The following is a 14,889-nucleotide window of genomic DNA, read 5'->3' on the forward strand; positions in this document are numbered from 1 at the left end:
GAGCACTTGAGATTGTAATGGGAAAAAACGTCGTTGTTCTGGGCACCCAGTGGGGTGATGAAGGAAAGGGCAAGATTGTTGATCTGCTGACTGAGCAGATTGCAGCGGTCGTGCGTTTTCAGGGCGGCCATAACGCCGGTCATACACTGGTGATCGGTGGTGAGAAGACGGTTCTGCACCTGATTCCCTCCGGTATTCTGCACCGTAATGTACTCTGCCTTATTGGTAATGGCGTGGTGGTTTCACCAGAAGCGCTGTTGAAAGAGATTGCCGGGCTGGAAGCGCGTGGCGTTCCGGTCAGTGAAAGGTTGCGTCTGAGTCCGGCCTGTCCACTGATACTGCCATCTCATGTGGCACTTGATCAGGCGCGTGAGCAGCAGCGTGGTGACGCCAAGATAGGCACCACCGGCCGAGGCATCGGTCCTGCCTATGAAGATAAAGTGGCACGTCGTGGCGTGCGTCTTGCGGATCTGGCTTCACCCGAGCGCTTTGCAGTCAAGCTGAAAGAAGTGATGGCTTACCATAACTTCATGCTGCAGAGCTATTACAAGGTTGATCCTGTCGATTACGATCAGGTGCTGGCCGACTGTACCGAGATGGCCAAGATCATCGTGCCGATGATTGCCGATGTTACCGGTATTCTGCATGACCTGCGCAAGCAGGGTAAGAGCATCATGTTCGAAGGTGCGCAGGGTTCGCTGTTGGATATCGATCATGGCACCTACCCATTTGTCACCTCATCCAACACAACAGCAGGTGGTACTTCCACCGGTAGTGGTTTTGGTCCGCTGTACCTGGATTATATTCTGGGTATTACCAAGGCTTACACTACGCGTGTGGGTGGCGGTCCTTTCCCGACTGAACTGCACTGTGAAGTCGGGGCGCGTCTGGCTGAGCGAGGTCATGAGTTTGGTGCGACAACCGGTCGTGCACGTCGCTGCGGTTGGTTTGATGCCGTTGCGCTCAAGCATGCGATTCAGGTTAACTCCATCTCTGGTATCTGTCTGACCAAGCTGGATGTGCTGGATGGCCTGGAGCAGATCAATATCTGCATCGGCTACCAGGATGATCAAGGCAATACGATCAGCTATCTCAGCGGAAGTGAAGATTATGAAGCGGTAAGGCCGGTTTATGAGCAGATGCCTGGCTGGAGCGATTCGACTGTCGGCGTGAAGACGCTGGATGAGCTGCCTGCTAATGCGCGTGCCTATATCAGTCGTCTTGAAGAGTTGATCGAAGCACCGATCGATATTATCTCGACTGGACCTGATCGTGTAGAAACGATCGTTCTGCGTGACCCCTTCGACGCCTGATTGGCCCTCTTTCTTCAATCCGGCCTGTGACAGGTCGGATTGAAGTTCTCCTCGTTCTGATCCCTGCTGTTTTTATATGCTTTTTCGCTCTCTTGCGTGAGCGTGAATTCCTTATTGTTGTTTTTTCAATAAACGCTATTGATAATGCTTATCATTAAAATTAGTATAGTTGAAGATTAACACGTCAGAGGGAGGGCTTATGTCGAGAAATAATGCAGTGGACCTTGCGGACTTCATGATGCAGCATCATGAAGAGTTACTGGCGTATGCGGAGGGTCGCTTTGGTTCTGCTCGCCTGGCAAAGGAGATAGTCGGAGATCTGATGTTCTACCTCTATAACTTTGCCACTCCCTGCATGGAAGCGAATCCCATGCGGCAGGTGCTGGAGATGGTAACCCGGCTGGCGCTGTATAGAGAGCAGCTTGGTAAGGAGCGAAGTCGTACTGACAGGGCTGGGCGGACTGCCTGGTCGAGCCCTGCCACAAACCATTACGGGATGTTGGGGCAGGGCGTGATGCTTCCAGGCAGTCAGATAAGCTTTGCGCTCAAGGGTGAAGTTTGACAACGGGTTGCAGGGACTTCAGCAGTGCCTTGAACATTTTCGGGCTGCCGGCAACCAGGTTGCCGCTTTTCTGGTGACTGCTGCCACCGTTGAAGTCACCCACAAGACCACCAGCCTCCTGAATCAGAAGGATGCCGGCATCCTGCTCTGCTGCGGTCAGGCCCAACTGGAAGAATCCATCTAGGCGACCAGCAGCCGTGTATGCCAGATTCAGAACGGGTGAGCCGCTGGTAAAGGTGTTGCCGCCGGCGTTGAGGATTTCGCGAACCATCGCTTGATGCTGGCCGAGTTGTTCACGATCGCTGTTGCGGCCGAAGAAACCGGTGCCAATGAGAGTGCCCTGAACGGCTTTCTGATTGCTGACACGCAGGCGTCTGCCGTTCAGCTGAGCGCCGCTGCCGCGACTGGCTGTGAACTCTTCGGCAGTAATGGGGTTGATCACAACGGTGTGTTCGAGCTTGCCATTGACGCGGCCAGTCAGGCTGAGGGCGAACATCGGCAGGGCATTGGAAAAGTTGGTCAGGCTATCGACCGGGCTGATCTGCCACTCGCAGGTTGATGGGCCTTCACCTGTACCTTCGTGGCGACCCGTATATTCGCCATTCAGGGTATGGTGTGGATACGCCTTATGAATATTGTGCACAATGGTGCGTTCAACCTGAATGCAGGTATCATTAATAAACTCAGCCACGCTGGATTGTTCTGGTTTGATCAGATCCAGGCGTTCAACGGCACGAGATAGTTGTTCACCCGCAAGGCGGGCAGCCCGCAGGGCAATATTGACCATCGGTTGCATTAGTAAGGCGTCCAAATTGTTCAAGAGCAAAGGCATATTATACTGAAGTCGGGCCCCATGCTGAACACTTGATGGCCAATAATCCAGGCTATTTTGTCTTCAGGGCAGGATGCACGACTTCAGTTGAGGTTAAAAGTGCCGCGCTATCTGTTACTATACCCGCCTTATTTTTTACGAAAGTCGGGCTATGCTGGAACAGACGCGAATAGTACTGGTGAATACCACCCATCCAGGCAATATCGGTGCGGTTGCAAGAGCGATGAAAAACATGGGGCTATCTGATCTCTGTCTGGTGGCGCCCAAGCTCTTTCCTCATCCGGATGCCTTTGCCCGCTCGTCGGGTGCATCTGATCTGCTTGAAAGTGCCACTGTGGTTGATACGCTGGAGCAGGCGCTGGCAGACTGCCATCTGGCAGTGGGAACCAGTGCACGTGGGCGCCATATACCCTGGCCTTTGATGAGCCCACGACAGATGGCAACTGTTGCCACGACGCTGCAGTCGCAGTCTCGTCTGGCGGTGGTTTTCGGTCGCGAAGATCGCGGGCTGACCAACGAAGAGTTGCAACTGTGTCACCACCATGTCCATATCCCAACCAATGAGTCTTTCAGCTCCCTTAATATTGCGGCGGCTGTGCAGGTTATCACCTATGAGCTGCGTATGGCTGTGTTGGATCAGAATAAAGTCGAAGTCCCGCAGTGGGGTGTGGCATGGGATATAGAGCTGGCCGAAAGTCGAGAGCTGGAGCTGTTGTTTGATCATCTTGAGAAAACCCTGGTGGATATCGACTTCCTTGATCCGGATAATCCGCGCCAGTTGATGAATCGTTTGCGGCGCATGATTCTACGGGCAGTGCCGGATAAGGTTGAGGTCAATGTGCTGCGCGGTATTCTGACCAAGGTTGAGCGTCTGGCCGTTTCCCGAAAGTCAGGGGGTGATGATGTTTGAGCGCATGCGCGAGGATATCCAGTCAGTTTTCCATCGTGATCCTGCTGCACGTAATACCCTGGAAGTGATCACGGCCTATCCGGGGCTCCATGCAGTCTGGTGGCATCGCATGGCGCATTGGTTGTGGCTGCGCGGCTTCAAATGGCTGGCTCGTATCATCTCCAATTTTGTTCGCTGGCTGACCGGTATCGAGATACATCCGGGTGCCACTATCGGCAGGCGTTTCTTTATCGATCATGGCATGGGTGTGGTCATTGGAGAGACGGCTGTGGTCGGCGATGATGTCACGCTCTATCACGGTGTCACACTAGGTGGTACCAGCTGGAACAAGGGCAAGCGCCATCCGACGCTGTGCAATGGTGTGGTGTGTGGTGCCGGGGCCAAGATTCTGGGACCGATCACGATTGGTGAAGGTGCGCGCGTGGGCTCGAATGCCGTCGTGACCAAGGATGTGCCGGCCGAAGCCACCGTGGTTGGTATACCGGGGCGGGTGATCAGGCGGCAGGATACAGAGGCGGATGAACAGCGCAGACAGATGGCAGACAAGGTTGGCTTTGATGCTTATGCGGTCACGCGCGAAGTATCTGATCCGGTGGCGCAGGCGATCAGCAGTATGCTGGATCATATGCATGCCGTAGATAGAAAGCTGGATACCATGGGGCGCGTGCTCTGCGAGATCAAACCCGAATACTGTGACGAGAGGTTGCCTGAACTGAAAGAGGTGGATTTCGAGGTTGCAGTCGACTTGAAAGCTGATGTGGCTGTTTCAGACAGTCGAGATAAGGTTGACTAAAACAGTAGGTTTAATAGTTGACTAAAATCGTTGGTTTTAGCATAATCCTATTGAATCTCATAGGGGAATGCGAGGCAGAAAATGCGATTGACCACTAAAGGCCGCTATGCGGTGACAGCCATGTTGGATCTGGCGCTGCATGAAGGAAAGGGACCCATCAGTCTGGCCGATATATCCGAGCGACAGGGTATCTCTCTGTCATATCTTGAGCAGTTGTTTGCCAAGCTCAGGCGCAATGAACTGGTTTCAAGCGTGCGCGGGCCTGGCGGTGGCTATCAACTCAAGCGCGCTCAGGATCTGATTCATGTCGCAGAGGTGATCGATGCCGTGAACGAAGCTGTCGATGCGACTGGATGCAATCACAAGGCAAACTGCCAGTCCGGTGAAGTGTGTCTGACCCACTACTTATGGTGTGATCTCAGTGATCAGATCCATAACTTCCTCTCGGGCATCACGCTGGCTGATCTGGTTAAACGCAGTGATGTTCAGAGTGTTGCAGGCAGACAGGACCGTCGCCATCTGGACCAGATGATAGCCAGCAGCGGAAGAAGTGATGGCAAGCTATCTCGAATGGCCTGAGCGAAGACTCTGAGTGCCACACAGTTCACCCATTAACCGATTGAATGCAAGCGAGCAATGAAGCGCCCTATCTATCTGGATTATGCAGCAACAACGCCTGTTGATCCGCGTGTAGCGGATAAGATGATGAGTTGCCTGACACTTGATGGCAATTTTGCCAACCCGGCATCGCGCTCCCATATCTATGGCTGGAAAGCGGAAGAGGCGGTCGAGACCGCACGTCGCCAGGTGGCTGATCTGATCGGTGCCGACCCACGCGAAATTGTCTGGACATCCGGTGCGACTGAGTCAGATAACCTTGCCATCAAGGGGGTTGCTCATCAGCATGCACGGCGCGGCAAGCACATCATCACATCGATGATTGAGCACAAGGCGGTGATCGATACCTGTCATCAGCTCGAGCAGGAAGGTTTTGAAATTACCTGGCTCAAACCGGATGCACAGGGGGTGATTCATCCTCAGCAGGTAGCGGATGCCTTGCGCGAAGATACGATTCTGGTGTCTCTGATGCAGGTCAATAACGAGATAGGCACGATTACTGATATTGAGGCAATCTCCGAACTGACACGAAGCCAAGGTGTGCTGTTGCATGTGGATGCGGCACAGAGCGCAGGTAAACTGCCGATAGATCTGAGCCGTGTGCAGGTGGATCTGATGTCTTTTTGCGCGCACAAGCTCTATGGCCCGAAGGGTATCGGTGCACTTTATGTGCGAAATAAGCCCCGCGTCAGAATTGAAGCACAGATTCATGGTGGCGGTCATGAGCGAGGCATGCGTTCGGGTACGTTGGCAACCCATCAGATCGTCGGAATGGGTGAGGCCTTCCGCCTGGCAGGCGAAGAGATGGAGCAGGAGGCAGAACGTATTCTGCAGCTGCGACGTCGTTTATGGAGCCGAATTTCAGAGCTGCCGGGTATAAGCTTGAACGGCTCGGAATCGCAGCGGGTCGCAGGCAATCTGAATATTGCCGTGGCTGGTGTGGATGGTGAGCTGTTGTTGATGGCGCTGAAGGATATCGCCGTGTCGACAGGTTCCGCCTGCACCTCAGCCAGCCTGGAGCCAAGCTATGTGCTTAAGGCTGTGGGGATCCCGGATGCACTGGCTTTGGCATCCCTGCGTATCAGTATTGGCCGTTTCACGACGGAAGAAGAGATAGATTTTGCAGCTGCCCATATTACTCAGGTTGTAACGCAGCTCAATCGCGAGCCAGCGCTTGGTGGCGCACGTTAACAAAGGTAAAGATTATGTCTGAACAGGTCGAAAAGTTAATTCGCAAAGCCTACTCTGCCGGCTTCCACAGTGATATCGAGTCAAATACGCTGCCACCGGGGCTGAACGAAGATGTTGTTCGTTTTATCTCTGCCAAAAAGGGCGAGCCCGAGTGGATGCTGGAATGGCGTCTGAAAGCGTTTCGTGTCTGGCAGACGATGGAAGAGCCGACCTGGGCGCATGTGCACTATCCAAAGATCGATTTTCAGGCGATCTCTTTCTATTCCGCCCCTAAAAGCTTCGAGGATCGTCCAAAAAGTCTGGACGAAGTGGATCCTGATCTGATCGAAACCTATAACAAGCTGGGCATTCCTCTGCATGAGCAGGAGATGCTGGCGGGTGTGGCGGTCGATGCTGTCTTTGACTCCGTGTCGGTGGTGACCACCTTCCGTGAAAAACTCTTTGAGGCAGGTGTTATCTTCTGCCCGATCAGTGAAGCGGTGCATGCCTATCCCGAGCTGGTTAAAAAATATATCGGTTCTGTCGTACCACAGCGAGATAACTACTATGCGGCACTGAACTGCGCTGTGTTCTCCGATGGCTCTTTCGTTTATATCCCGAAAGGGGTGCGTTGCCCGATGGAGCTGTCCACCTATTTCCGTATCAATGAGCAGAATACCGGGCAGTTTGAGCGCACGCTGATCATTGCCGACGAAGGTTCGCATGTCAGTTATCTGGAAGGCTGTACCGCACCTCAGCGCGATGAAAATCAGCTGCATGCCGCGGTTGTTGAGCTGATCGCGCTGGACGATGCCGAGATCAAATACTCCACGGTGCAGAACTGGTATCCGGGGAATGAAGAGGGCAAGGGCGGTATCTATAACTTCGTGACCAAGCGCGGTATCTGTCACAAAAATGCCAAGATCTCCTGGACCCAGGTCGAGACCGGTTCAGCCGTAACCTGGAAATATCCCAGCTGTATCCTGAAAGGGGATAACAGCATCGGTGAGTTCTATTCGGTGGCGCTGACCAACAACTATCAGCAGGCGGATACAGGCACCAAGATGATCCATCTGGGCAAGAATACCCGCTCTACGATCATCTCCAAGGGGATCTCTGCCGGTAAAAGCCAGAATGCCTACCGTGGACTGGTCAAAATGGGCCCCACTGCCGAAGGTGCACGTAACTACACCCAGTGTGATTCGCTGCTGATCGGTGATCAGTGTGGCGCGCATACTTTCCCCTATATTGAAAGTGCACACCCGTCAGCCGTTGTGGAGCATGAGGCCACCACCTCCAAGGTGAGTGACGATCAGATGTTCCTGTGCCAGCAGCGAGGGCTGGATGCGGAGAAGGCGGTATCGATGATCGTCAACGGTTTCTGTCGTGAGGTATTCAAGCAGTTGCCGATGGAGTTTGCGGTGGAGGCCGGCAAGCTGCTTGAAGTGAGTCTTGAAGGCTCGGTCGGTTGATCGACAGTCATCTTTTAATGATTTTTTCAGTTTTGTGAGCGATGCAATGTTACAGATTAACGGTCTATACGCGAAAGTCGAAGAGCAGGAGATACTGCGCAACCTGAACCTGAACGTCAAACCCGGCGAAATCCACGCCATCATGGGACCAAACGGTGCAGGTAAAAGTACGCTGGGTAATATTCTGGCGGGTCGCCCCGGCTATGAAACAACGGCGGGCAGCATCAGCTTTCATGGTCAGGATCTGCTGGAGATGGACCCTGAGATCCGTGCGCGTGAAGGGCTGTTCCTGGCTTTTCAGTATCCGGTCGAGATTCCCGGTGTCAGCAATATGGAGCTGCTGAAAGCGTCTGTTGATGCGCGTCGCTTGCATAAGGGGCTGCCCGAGCTGTCTGCCATTGATTTCATGAAGATGGCGCGCGAAGCCTGCAAGGCGGTCAAGCTGGATCAGAGCTTCCTCAAGCGCGGTGTCAATGAAGGCTTCTCCGGTGGTGAGAAAAAACGTAATGAGATCATGCAGATGATGCTGCTTGAACCAAGCCTGTGTATTCTTGATGAAACCGATTCCGGTCTGGATATCGATGCTCTGCAGGTGGTGGCTGGCGGTGTCAATGCGATGCGTGCAGAGGATCGCAGCTTTATTATCGTGACCCATTATCAGCGCCTGCTGGATTTTATCATTCCTGATTATGTGCATGTTCTGGCCGCGGGCCGTATCGTCAAATCCGGCGACAAGTCACTGGCTCTGGAGCTCGAAGCCAAGGGCTACAGCTGGCTGGAAGATGAGGTGGCGTGAGTATGAGTGAGTTTCAGCAGCAGGCACTCAAGCTGGCCGGGCAGCAGCAAAGCCCGGGTTGGCTGGTAGGGCTGCGTCAGCGCAGTGCCGAACAGTGGCAGAAAGCGGCATGGCCGACGCGCAAAACAGAGGCCTGGCGCTATACATCGCTGATGCCACTTGAAAGTGGTCGCTTCGAAGAGTGGGCGCTGCCAGTCGAGGCCAGTGAAGCCCTTAGTCAGCAGTTGCTGCAGATCGATGCCTATCGCGTGGTTCTGGTTAACGGTGTGTTTGATCCTGCGCTATCGACTGAGTTGCCCGCATCCCTGGTGCGTTTCAGTGATGCCGATGCAGCCTGTCAGGCTCTGATCGAAGAGCACCTTGGTCGGGTAGCCGATCAGGAAAAACATCTGTTTGCCGCGCTCAACAGCGCCTGGACAAGCGATGGCTTTCTGCTGCATCTGAACAAGGGGCAGGTGCTGGATAAACCGCTCTATATTGTTCATCTGTCTCTGCCTGGCGAGAGTGCAGCGGTGGCTAATCAGCGTGTGCTGACGATTCTTGAAGCGAACAGCTCTGCACGGGTGATCGAGCACTATGTCACTGCAGACGGTCAGCAGCAAAACGGTTTCGTCAACAGCATCACCGAAGCGGTGGTGGGTGATAATGCGCAGCTTGAGCACTATCGCCTCAATCTGGAAGATGAAACGCTGCTGCATGTCGGCGGCGTGCACGTCAATCTGATGGCATCAGCTCGCTTTAACGGCTTTACCATCGCGCAGGGTTCACGTCTGAAGCGGATCGACTATCAGGTCCGACACCTCGGTCAGGGTGCCGAGCTGGATCTCAAGGGTGTCTATCTGCCACGCAATAACCAGCGCGTGGATTATCACACCAATGTTGAACATTGCGTCCCGCACTGCACGACCAATGAAGTCTTTCGTGGTGTAATCGGTGATTCCGCCAAGGCCGTATTCAACGGGCGTATCCATATTCATCCGCATGCGCAGAAGACGCTGGCCGAGATGAGTAATCGGAATCTGTTGACCTCGCTCAAGGCGGAGGTGTTCACCAAGCCCGAGCTGGAGATCTATGCGGATGACGTCAAGTGTGCGCATGGCGCCACAGTCAGCCAGTTGGACGACGGTGCGCTCTTCTACATGACCAGTCGCGGCATCTCAGAAGAGGAGGCACGTGTCATGCTCAGCTTCGGTTTTGTCAACGAATTGATCGAATCCTTGTCTGAAGAGACAGTGAAGAGTTATCTGCGTCCTCGTCTTGCGCAGCTTTTTGGTCAAGACGAAAAACTGACCAGGCATATTATTCATGAATAAGCCACTTGCAGCCGAGATCCGATCCCGCTTCGATGTGGAGGCGGTGCGTGCGGACTTTCCGATCCTGCGTCAGCAGGTCAATGGTCATCCGCTGGTCTATCTGGATAATGGCGCGACTACGCAGAAGCCTCAGGCGGTGATTGACGCGATTTGTCGTTTCTACTCAGAAGATAACAGCAATGTTCACCGCGGCGCGCATACCCTGAGCGATCGTGCCACGGAGAAGTTTGAGGCAGCGCGTAAAGCCCTTGCAGACTTTATCCATGCACCGGATCAGCGCGAAGTGATCTGGACGCGAGGCACCACCGAAAGTGTCAATCTGGTGGCTCAGAGCTGGGGGCGTACAAATCTGCAGCCCGGTGATCGGGTGCTGGTGTCGGCGATGGAGCATCACTCCAATATCGTGCCCTGGCAGATGGTGTGTGCCGAAAAAGGTGCCACAGTTGAGCCGATCGCGGTTGATGAGCACGGCTGCATCGATCTGGATGCATTTCGTTCCATGCTCGATGAGCGTGTAAAAATGGTGGCGGTCAACCATGTTTCCAATGCGCTGGGTACGATCAATCCGGTTGCTGAAATGGCCCGTCTGGCACATGCAGCAGGAGCGCTGATACTGGTTGATGGTGCTCAGGCTGCCAGCCACTGGATGGTGGATGTAGAGGCGATCGGTTGCGACTTCTATGCGCTGTCTGGCCATAAAATGTTCGGACCCACTGGTATCGGCCTGCTCTGGGGGCGTGCAGAGTTGCTGGAAGTGATGCCTCCCTGGTTGGGTGGCGGTGAGATGATCGAGTCGGTCAGCTTCGCCGGTACCACTTACAACCAGATACCCTTCAAGTTTGAAGCAGGTACACCCAATATTGCTGATGCAATTGGCCTGGCTGCGGCAGTCACCTATCTCAATAGTCTGGATCGTGACGGTGCGATTGCGCATGAAAAGGCGCTGCTGAACTATGCGCTTGAGAAAGCCGCTGCCTTTGAAGGCTTGCGTCTGGTCGGTACGGCGGTACAACGTGTATCGGTGATGAGTTTTGTGCTGGAAGGTATCCATGCTGCAGATATCGGCATGCTGCTGGATCAGCAGGGTGTAGCTGTGCGTACTGGTAACCACTGCGCTCAGCCGATCATGGATCAGTTTGGTCTGGATGGTACGGTCAGGGCCAGTTTCAGTTTTTATAATACTTTTGAAGATGTGGATCGGTTATTTGCTGCGCTGGAAAAGGCGCGAGAGTTTCTGCTCTAAGAGGAGAGATCTGTATGTCGGTTGAGCAGTTTGATCCGGCAACTCAAGTGGTTGCGGTACACCCGGCGGCGATTGAACATTTTCGTCGGCAGTTGGCACAGCGTGAGGATGCGAGCGCGGTGCGTCTGAGTGTGAAACCCAGCGGTTGCTCCGGTTATATGTATGTGCTGGATTTCGTGAATGAGCAGCAGGAAGGTGACCTGGATTATCAGCTTGCCGCTGATGTCAAACTGCTGGTCGACCGTGGCAGCCTGCCGATTGTAACCGGCACGGAGATCGATTTCGTGCGTGAGGGTATCAATCGTCAGGTCAAATTCATCAACCCTAACGCCAAGAGCGAGTGTGGTTGTGGCGAAAGCTTTAATGTGAGCTGAGAATGGAAAGACGCATGGTCGTGACGCTGGTTGATTGTCCAGCGCGAATAGTACCAGCCGGAACGCCGGTGACAATTCCGAAAGATACCTTTGTGACTATCACTCAGTCACTCGGTGGTAACTATACTCTGACCTGGAGTGGTCAGATGGTGCGGGTGGATGGCACAGATGCAGAGGCGCTGGGCCTGGTACCTGAAAAGCTGAGCTTTCCCGAGCCTGAAGATGACCAGATTCAGGAGGAGCAGGTTTGGGAAGCGCTCAGAACCATCTATGATCCGGAGATACCGGTTGATCTGGTGAATCTGGGGCTGATCTACAAGGTCAGCGTTGATCAGGATGCCAGACGTGTCGATATTCAGATGACACTGACTGCTCCGGGTTGTGGTATGGGGCCTGTGTTGGTTGGTGATGTCGAGTATCGTGTCGCCAAAGTGCCTAATGTCGAGACCGTCAAGGTCGAGCTGGTTTTTGATCCACCCTGGCAGCGCGATATGATGAGCGAAGAAGCTCAGTTGGCTACAGGTATGTTCTACTGAGCTTATGTTCTACCAAACTGCTCCTCTCTATCTGGAAATAAGGTTATCTGAATGAAACAGTTCGGCATCGATATCAGCGCCGACGATATTGTCGATACGCTCTCCTTCTTCGACACCTGGGAGGATCGCTATCGCTACATCATTGATCTGGGTAAGGAATTGCCACCCATGGATGAGTCTCTGCAAACAGAGGCGCATGAGGTCAAGGGGTGTCAGAGTCTTGTCTGGTTGTGTTATGAACGACAAGGCAACAAACTGAATTTTCAGGCACAGAGTAATGCGCATATTGTGCGTGGCCTGCTGGCAGTGGTTCTGGCCGCCTACAATGGCAAGACACCTCAGGATGTTCTGGCTTTTGATATTGATGATTACTTCAATCAATTGAATCTGATCAAGCACCTGAGCCCTAGTCGGGGCAATGGCTTGCGGGCGATGGTCAAACGCATTCAGCAGATCGCTCAGGTTAACGTCTGAGTTTGCTGGATCAAGTCTCTTTTTTCAAGTTGTAGGCAAAGGCGATCACCTCAGCGATCGCCTTGTACAGCGCTTCCGGTATCTCCTCTCCCAGCTCCAAGCGTATCAATACCTCCAGCAGCTCTGGGCTCTGGTGAATATGGATGTTGTTTTCCTGTGCTAGGGCAATGATCTGCTCGGCAATCAGGCCGCGGCCCTTGGCGACAAGGGTTGGTGCTGTGCCGGCTTCATGGTTATAGCGAAGAGCAACGGCGTTTTTGTTCAGATCTTCCGGTGTCATGTGTGCAGATCCACCAGATGTCGGGTGATCGGGTTTTGCTCTGCATGGTTGGCAGGCTTACCCAGTCGAATTCCTATTGACTCTATCTGAAATCCCTTGTTGCGCAGGTCTGTTTCAAAACCGGGTAAGCGATCCCGAATCAGTTTGACGGTCTCCGGCTGCTCGGCCCAGAAGCTGGTGGTCAGTTCCCAGCCGTCTTTAAGGCTGATCTCGGCATCAACCTTACCAAACTCATCCAGGGTGAAATGAAGTCGCACAGTCCAGGCCGTGACGAATTCACCCTCCTCATTTCGACGCCGATGCTCGGTGATCTTTAATTCGGCATTTTCCAGCTTCTGATCCAGCAGAATGGGCAGGTCCAGTCGGTATTGTCGCTCCTGACCACCGTCTGGCAGCTCTCGCCAGTTTTGCAGGCTGCCGATCTGTTGTGCGGTGGATCTGGCTAATAGTGAGTTGACCAACTGTGTCAGTTGTTCACGTGCTGCGGTAGGCAGCTGATCTGCCAGCTTCAGTAACTGTCCCAGTTGCTGTTTCAGATCCCCCCCCTGATTCAGTCGATCAGTAGACCCCTGGTGCAGGCGTGCTTCGCTGAGCAGGCCGCCCTGTTGCAGGTTGCGCTGAATCGCCTTGTCGGCGTCCTCGCTGCCGGGTTTTACGCTGAACATATTCAGCATCGACTGTACCAGTTGATTCAGAGCATTGTTCTGTTGAGTGCTGGACTTTGCGCTTAACTGCATCAGTTGATTCAAACCATCGGCCAGGGGGATTTGCAGTGGCAGCACCTCGCGTAACGCTTGTTGCATTGCAGACTGAATAGCCGGCTGTTGCGCAAGTGGCAGTGGCGTAGGGGGGAACTGGATCTGTACCTGTCCGGAGTCTGAGCGGCTAAGCGTGATCTGTTGACCTGTTTGCAGAGGTCTTGGGCTGATCAGTTCGACAATCTGTCCTGCCACCATGACGCGTACCGGGAAGCCCGATGGGCGTTGCACGGTGTCGGCCTGTGTCAGGCTGGCTGGCAGTGGGGATGGTGGCGTGGCAGGGGTAGTTGCTGGAGTCGCTTGTGTCGCTTGTGTGTTTGCTGCTGCCACCGCTGGCGTAGCTGGAATAGCAGGCGCTGCCATGCCGGCTGTACCGGATGCAGGTGCTGATGCCGTGGCTTGTGCTGAGCTCTGGCTTGCGGATGGTACAGTAGTTGCCGAGGCTGCAGCGTTAGCAGTTGACGGCGCAACATTGGGTATCTGGATGCTGTTGACGGCCAGGTTGCTTGCATTGTTGCTTACCTGATTCACGGCCTGTGCAAGAGGCGAGGTCTGCTGTCCCTGTTGAGCGGGTGCTGCAGAGGCTGGGGTTTGGGTCTGAGTGGCAGATGCATTTGTTGTGCCGGTGCCCGGGTTGGTGCTGTTGGCTGGTGCAACTGCAGTCTGGGCTGTAACAGGTGCAACCTGACTTGCTGGAGCAGCATTCTGAGCTGTTGCCGGGATTGTCGCGGCTGGCGCAGTCGTTGCTGGAGCGGCAGGAGCCGGTGCAGCAGGAGCAGATCCCTGTGCTGTCACAGTGGCGGGGCTTGTTGCAGCGGGTTGCGCAGCATTACCGGCCTGAGCGGTCGTTGTTGCCGGTGTGCTGCCGGGCTGTGGCAGCAGTACGGCAGTTTGAGGGGTATTGGCTGGCAGGCTGTTGATCATCGCCGCTGAAGTGGCTGCAACCTGAACTGTCAATGCTCTGGGGCCTGCTGCAGTGTTCTGATTACTGCGATCTGCAAGGCTGCTTTGCGGTGGCGGCGGAGGCGGTGCCACTGCTGTGGCTGGAAGCTGTATCTGTAACTGGCCGCCGGCATTCCGGCTCAGCGTAATAAGGCTACCCAGTGCAATCGGTCGCGAAGTTATCAGCTCAATCAGACGATTGTTTGCTTCTATCTGAATTCTGAACGCCTGATTCTGCAACTGATCCTGTGAGACCATTTTTACAGTACCCGGCAGCTCGCGCCCGACCGGCAGTATCCGGTTCAGGTCACCTTCGTTGCCGGAGCCACCGACAACGCGCATTGCTTGTACGTTGAGTGTTGGCAGCACTGTTATGTTTACTCCCCGTTTTACTGAATCTGGCCACAAGGCAATTGACCGGTTTTTTGACTCGGATCAGCCCCTGTATCAAATCAGTTGATATTCAAACTGACGTTGAAGTTCAGATCAGTTTATAATGACGC

The 14,889-nt window shown here is 54.1% G+C and carries 16 protein-coding genes; 13 read left to right on the top strand and 3 right to left on the bottom strand.

Annotated elements, in window-relative coordinates; genetic code table 11:
* The first annotated feature begins 17 nt into the window (after window positions 1-17).
* Together F7R27_RS03710 and F7R27_RS03715 are read left to right on the top strand one after the other, a co-directional pair.
* On the top strand, window positions 18-1,313 hold the full coding sequence (locus F7R27_RS03710) for an adenylosuccinate synthase (RefSeq protein WP_151702878.1): 1,296 nt from the start codon (window positions 18-20) through the stop codon (window positions 1,311-1,313).
* Window positions 1,314-1,512: 199 nt separating this feature from the next.
* Window positions 1,513-1,875 carry a hypothetical protein gene (locus tag F7R27_RS03715; RefSeq protein ID WP_151702879.1) on the top strand — a complete coding sequence of 121 codons (363 nt, stop codon included), beginning with the start codon at window positions 1,513-1,515 and terminating at the stop codon, window positions 1,873-1,875.
* Here the strand turns inward: F7R27_RS03715 and F7R27_RS03720 are convergent.
* The gene (locus F7R27_RS03720; protein WP_240776218.1) at window positions 1,859-2,671 is read right to left on the bottom strand and encodes an inositol monophosphatase family protein; all 813 of its coding nucleotides are present in this window, start codon (window positions 2,669-2,671) and stop codon (window positions 1,859-1,861) included. The two genes, F7R27_RS03715 and F7R27_RS03720, sit on opposite strands and share 17 nt — an antisense overlap.
* A 187-nt stretch (window positions 2,672-2,858) precedes the next feature.
* On the opposite strand from F7R27_RS03720, the gene F7R27_RS03725 reads away from it, so the two are divergent.
* From F7R27_RS03725 to F7R27_RS03775, 11 genes are all read left to right on the top strand, one after another.
* Window positions 2,859-3,617, top strand: coding sequence for an RNA methyltransferase (locus F7R27_RS03725; protein ID WP_151702880.1), 759 nt, complete (start codon window positions 2,859-2,861; stop codon window positions 3,615-3,617).
* Window positions 3,610-4,410 carry a serine O-acetyltransferase gene (gene cysE, locus F7R27_RS03730; RefSeq protein WP_151702881.1) on the top strand — a complete coding sequence of 267 codons (801 nt, stop codon included), beginning with the start codon at window positions 3,610-3,612 and terminating at the stop codon, window positions 4,408-4,410. Before F7R27_RS03725 ends, cysE begins: the two co-directional genes overlap by 8 nt.
* 81 nt (window positions 4,411-4,491) lie before the next feature.
* Window positions 4,492-4,989 carry a Fe-S cluster assembly transcriptional regulator IscR gene (gene iscR / locus F7R27_RS03735; protein WP_151702882.1) on the top strand — a complete coding sequence of 166 codons (498 nt, stop codon included), beginning with the start codon at window positions 4,492-4,494 and terminating at the stop codon, window positions 4,987-4,989.
* A gap of 57 nt (window positions 4,990-5,046) precedes the next feature.
* On the top strand, window positions 5,047-6,219 hold the full coding sequence (locus F7R27_RS03740; RefSeq protein WP_151702883.1) for an IscS subfamily cysteine desulfurase: 1,173 nt from the start codon (window positions 5,047-5,049) through the stop codon (window positions 6,217-6,219).
* 14 nt (window positions 6,220-6,233) lie between these two features.
* A complete protein-coding gene (sufB, locus tag F7R27_RS03745) occupies window positions 6,234-7,670 on the top strand; it encodes a Fe-S cluster assembly protein SufB (RefSeq protein ID WP_151702884.1) in 1,437 nt (478 codons plus the stop codon).
* 46 nt (window positions 7,671-7,716) lie between these two features.
* Window positions 7,717-8,466, top strand: coding sequence for a Fe-S cluster assembly ATPase SufC (gene sufC / locus F7R27_RS03750; RefSeq protein WP_151702885.1), 750 nt, complete (start codon window positions 7,717-7,719; stop codon window positions 8,464-8,466).
* A 2-nt stretch (window positions 8,467-8,468) separates the two neighbouring features.
* The gene (gene sufD, locus F7R27_RS03755) at window positions 8,469-9,779 is read left to right on the top strand and encodes a Fe-S cluster assembly protein SufD (RefSeq protein ID WP_151702886.1); all 1,311 of its coding nucleotides are present in this window, start codon (window positions 8,469-8,471) and stop codon (window positions 9,777-9,779) included.
* Complete coding sequence (locus F7R27_RS03760) at window positions 9,772-11,022, top strand: aminotransferase class V-fold PLP-dependent enzyme (protein ID WP_151702887.1); 1,251 nt, start codon at window positions 9,772-9,774, stop codon at window positions 11,020-11,022. The genes sufD and F7R27_RS03760 overlap by 8 nt, the downstream gene beginning before the upstream one ends.
* 14 nt (window positions 11,023-11,036) lie before the next feature.
* Complete coding sequence (locus F7R27_RS03765) at window positions 11,037-11,396, top strand: HesB/IscA family protein (protein ID WP_151702888.1); 360 nt, start codon at window positions 11,037-11,039, stop codon at window positions 11,394-11,396.
* A gap of 2 nt (window positions 11,397-11,398) precedes the next feature.
* Window positions 11,399-11,932 (top strand): putative Fe-S cluster assembly protein SufT, encoded by a 534-nt coding sequence (gene sufT / locus F7R27_RS03770; RefSeq protein WP_206060363.1) that lies wholly within the window; start codon window positions 11,399-11,401, stop codon window positions 11,930-11,932.
* Between the two features lie 51 nt (window positions 11,933-11,983).
* Window positions 11,984-12,406 (top strand): SufE family protein, encoded by a 423-nt coding sequence (locus tag F7R27_RS03775; protein ID WP_151702889.1) that lies wholly within the window; start codon window positions 11,984-11,986, stop codon window positions 12,404-12,406.
* Window positions 12,407-12,416: 10 nt separating this feature from the next.
* Here F7R27_RS03775 and F7R27_RS03780 read toward each other — a convergent pair whose 3' ends face one another.
* Both F7R27_RS03780 and F7R27_RS03785 read right to left on the bottom strand, forming a co-directional pair.
* Window positions 12,417-12,686, bottom strand: a complete 270-nt coding sequence (locus tag F7R27_RS03780) for an EscU/YscU/HrcU family type III secretion system export apparatus switch protein (protein ID WP_151702890.1) — start codon at window positions 12,684-12,686, stop codon at window positions 12,417-12,419.
* Window positions 12,683-14,755 carry a flagellar hook-length control protein FliK gene (locus tag F7R27_RS03785; protein WP_151702891.1) on the bottom strand — a complete coding sequence of 691 codons (2,073 nt, stop codon included), beginning with the start codon at window positions 14,753-14,755 and terminating at the stop codon, window positions 12,683-12,685. Before F7R27_RS03785 ends, F7R27_RS03780 begins: the two co-directional genes overlap by 4 nt.
* Window positions 14,756-14,889: the final 134 nt, after the last annotated feature.

It is taken from the genome of Nitrincola alkalilacustris, from assembly GCF_008973755.1.
GTDB classification, from domain to species: domain Bacteria; phylum Pseudomonadota; class Gammaproteobacteria; order Pseudomonadales; family Balneatricaceae; genus Nitrincola; species Nitrincola alkalilacustris.

Bases quoted from the DNA above. Each gene is read 5' to 3' on its own strand.
- F7R27_RS03710 (WP_151702878.1), top strand. From the start codon at position 18: ATGGGAAAAAACGTCGTTGTTCTGGGCACCCAGTGGGGTGATGAAGGA.
- F7R27_RS03715 (WP_151702879.1), top strand. From the start codon at position 1,513: ATGTCGAGAAATAATGCAGTGGACCTTGCGGACTTCATGATGCAGCAT.
- F7R27_RS03720 (WP_240776218.1), bottom strand. From the start codon at position 2,671: ATGCAACCGATGGTCAATATTGCCCTGCGGGCTGCCCGCCTTGCGGGT.
- F7R27_RS03725 (WP_151702880.1), top strand. From the start codon at position 2,859: ATGCTGGAACAGACGCGAATAGTACTGGTGAATACCACCCATCCAGGC.
- cysE (WP_151702881.1), top strand. From the start codon at position 3,610: ATGTTTGAGCGCATGCGCGAGGATATCCAGTCAGTTTTCCATCGTGAT.
- iscR (WP_151702882.1), top strand. From the start codon at position 4,492: ATGCGATTGACCACTAAAGGCCGCTATGCGGTGACAGCCATGTTGGAT.
- F7R27_RS03740 (WP_151702883.1), top strand. From the start codon at position 5,047: ATGAAGCGCCCTATCTATCTGGATTATGCAGCAACAACGCCTGTTGAT.
- sufB (WP_151702884.1), top strand. From the start codon at position 6,234: ATGTCTGAACAGGTCGAAAAGTTAATTCGCAAAGCCTACTCTGCCGGC.
- sufC (WP_151702885.1), top strand. From the start codon at position 7,717: ATGTTACAGATTAACGGTCTATACGCGAAAGTCGAAGAGCAGGAGATA.
- sufD (WP_151702886.1), top strand. From the start codon at position 8,469: ATGAGTGAGTTTCAGCAGCAGGCACTCAAGCTGGCCGGGCAGCAGCAA.
- F7R27_RS03760 (WP_151702887.1), top strand. From the start codon at position 9,772: ATGAATAAGCCACTTGCAGCCGAGATCCGATCCCGCTTCGATGTGGAG.
- F7R27_RS03765 (WP_151702888.1), top strand. From the start codon at position 11,037: ATGTCGGTTGAGCAGTTTGATCCGGCAACTCAAGTGGTTGCGGTACAC.
- sufT (WP_206060363.1), top strand. From the start codon at position 11,399: ATGGAAAGACGCATGGTCGTGACGCTGGTTGATTGTCCAGCGCGAATA.
- F7R27_RS03775 (WP_151702889.1), top strand. From the start codon at position 11,984: ATGAAACAGTTCGGCATCGATATCAGCGCCGACGATATTGTCGATACG.
- F7R27_RS03780 (WP_151702890.1), bottom strand. From the start codon at position 12,686: ATGACACCGGAAGATCTGAACAAAAACGCCGTTGCTCTTCGCTATAAC.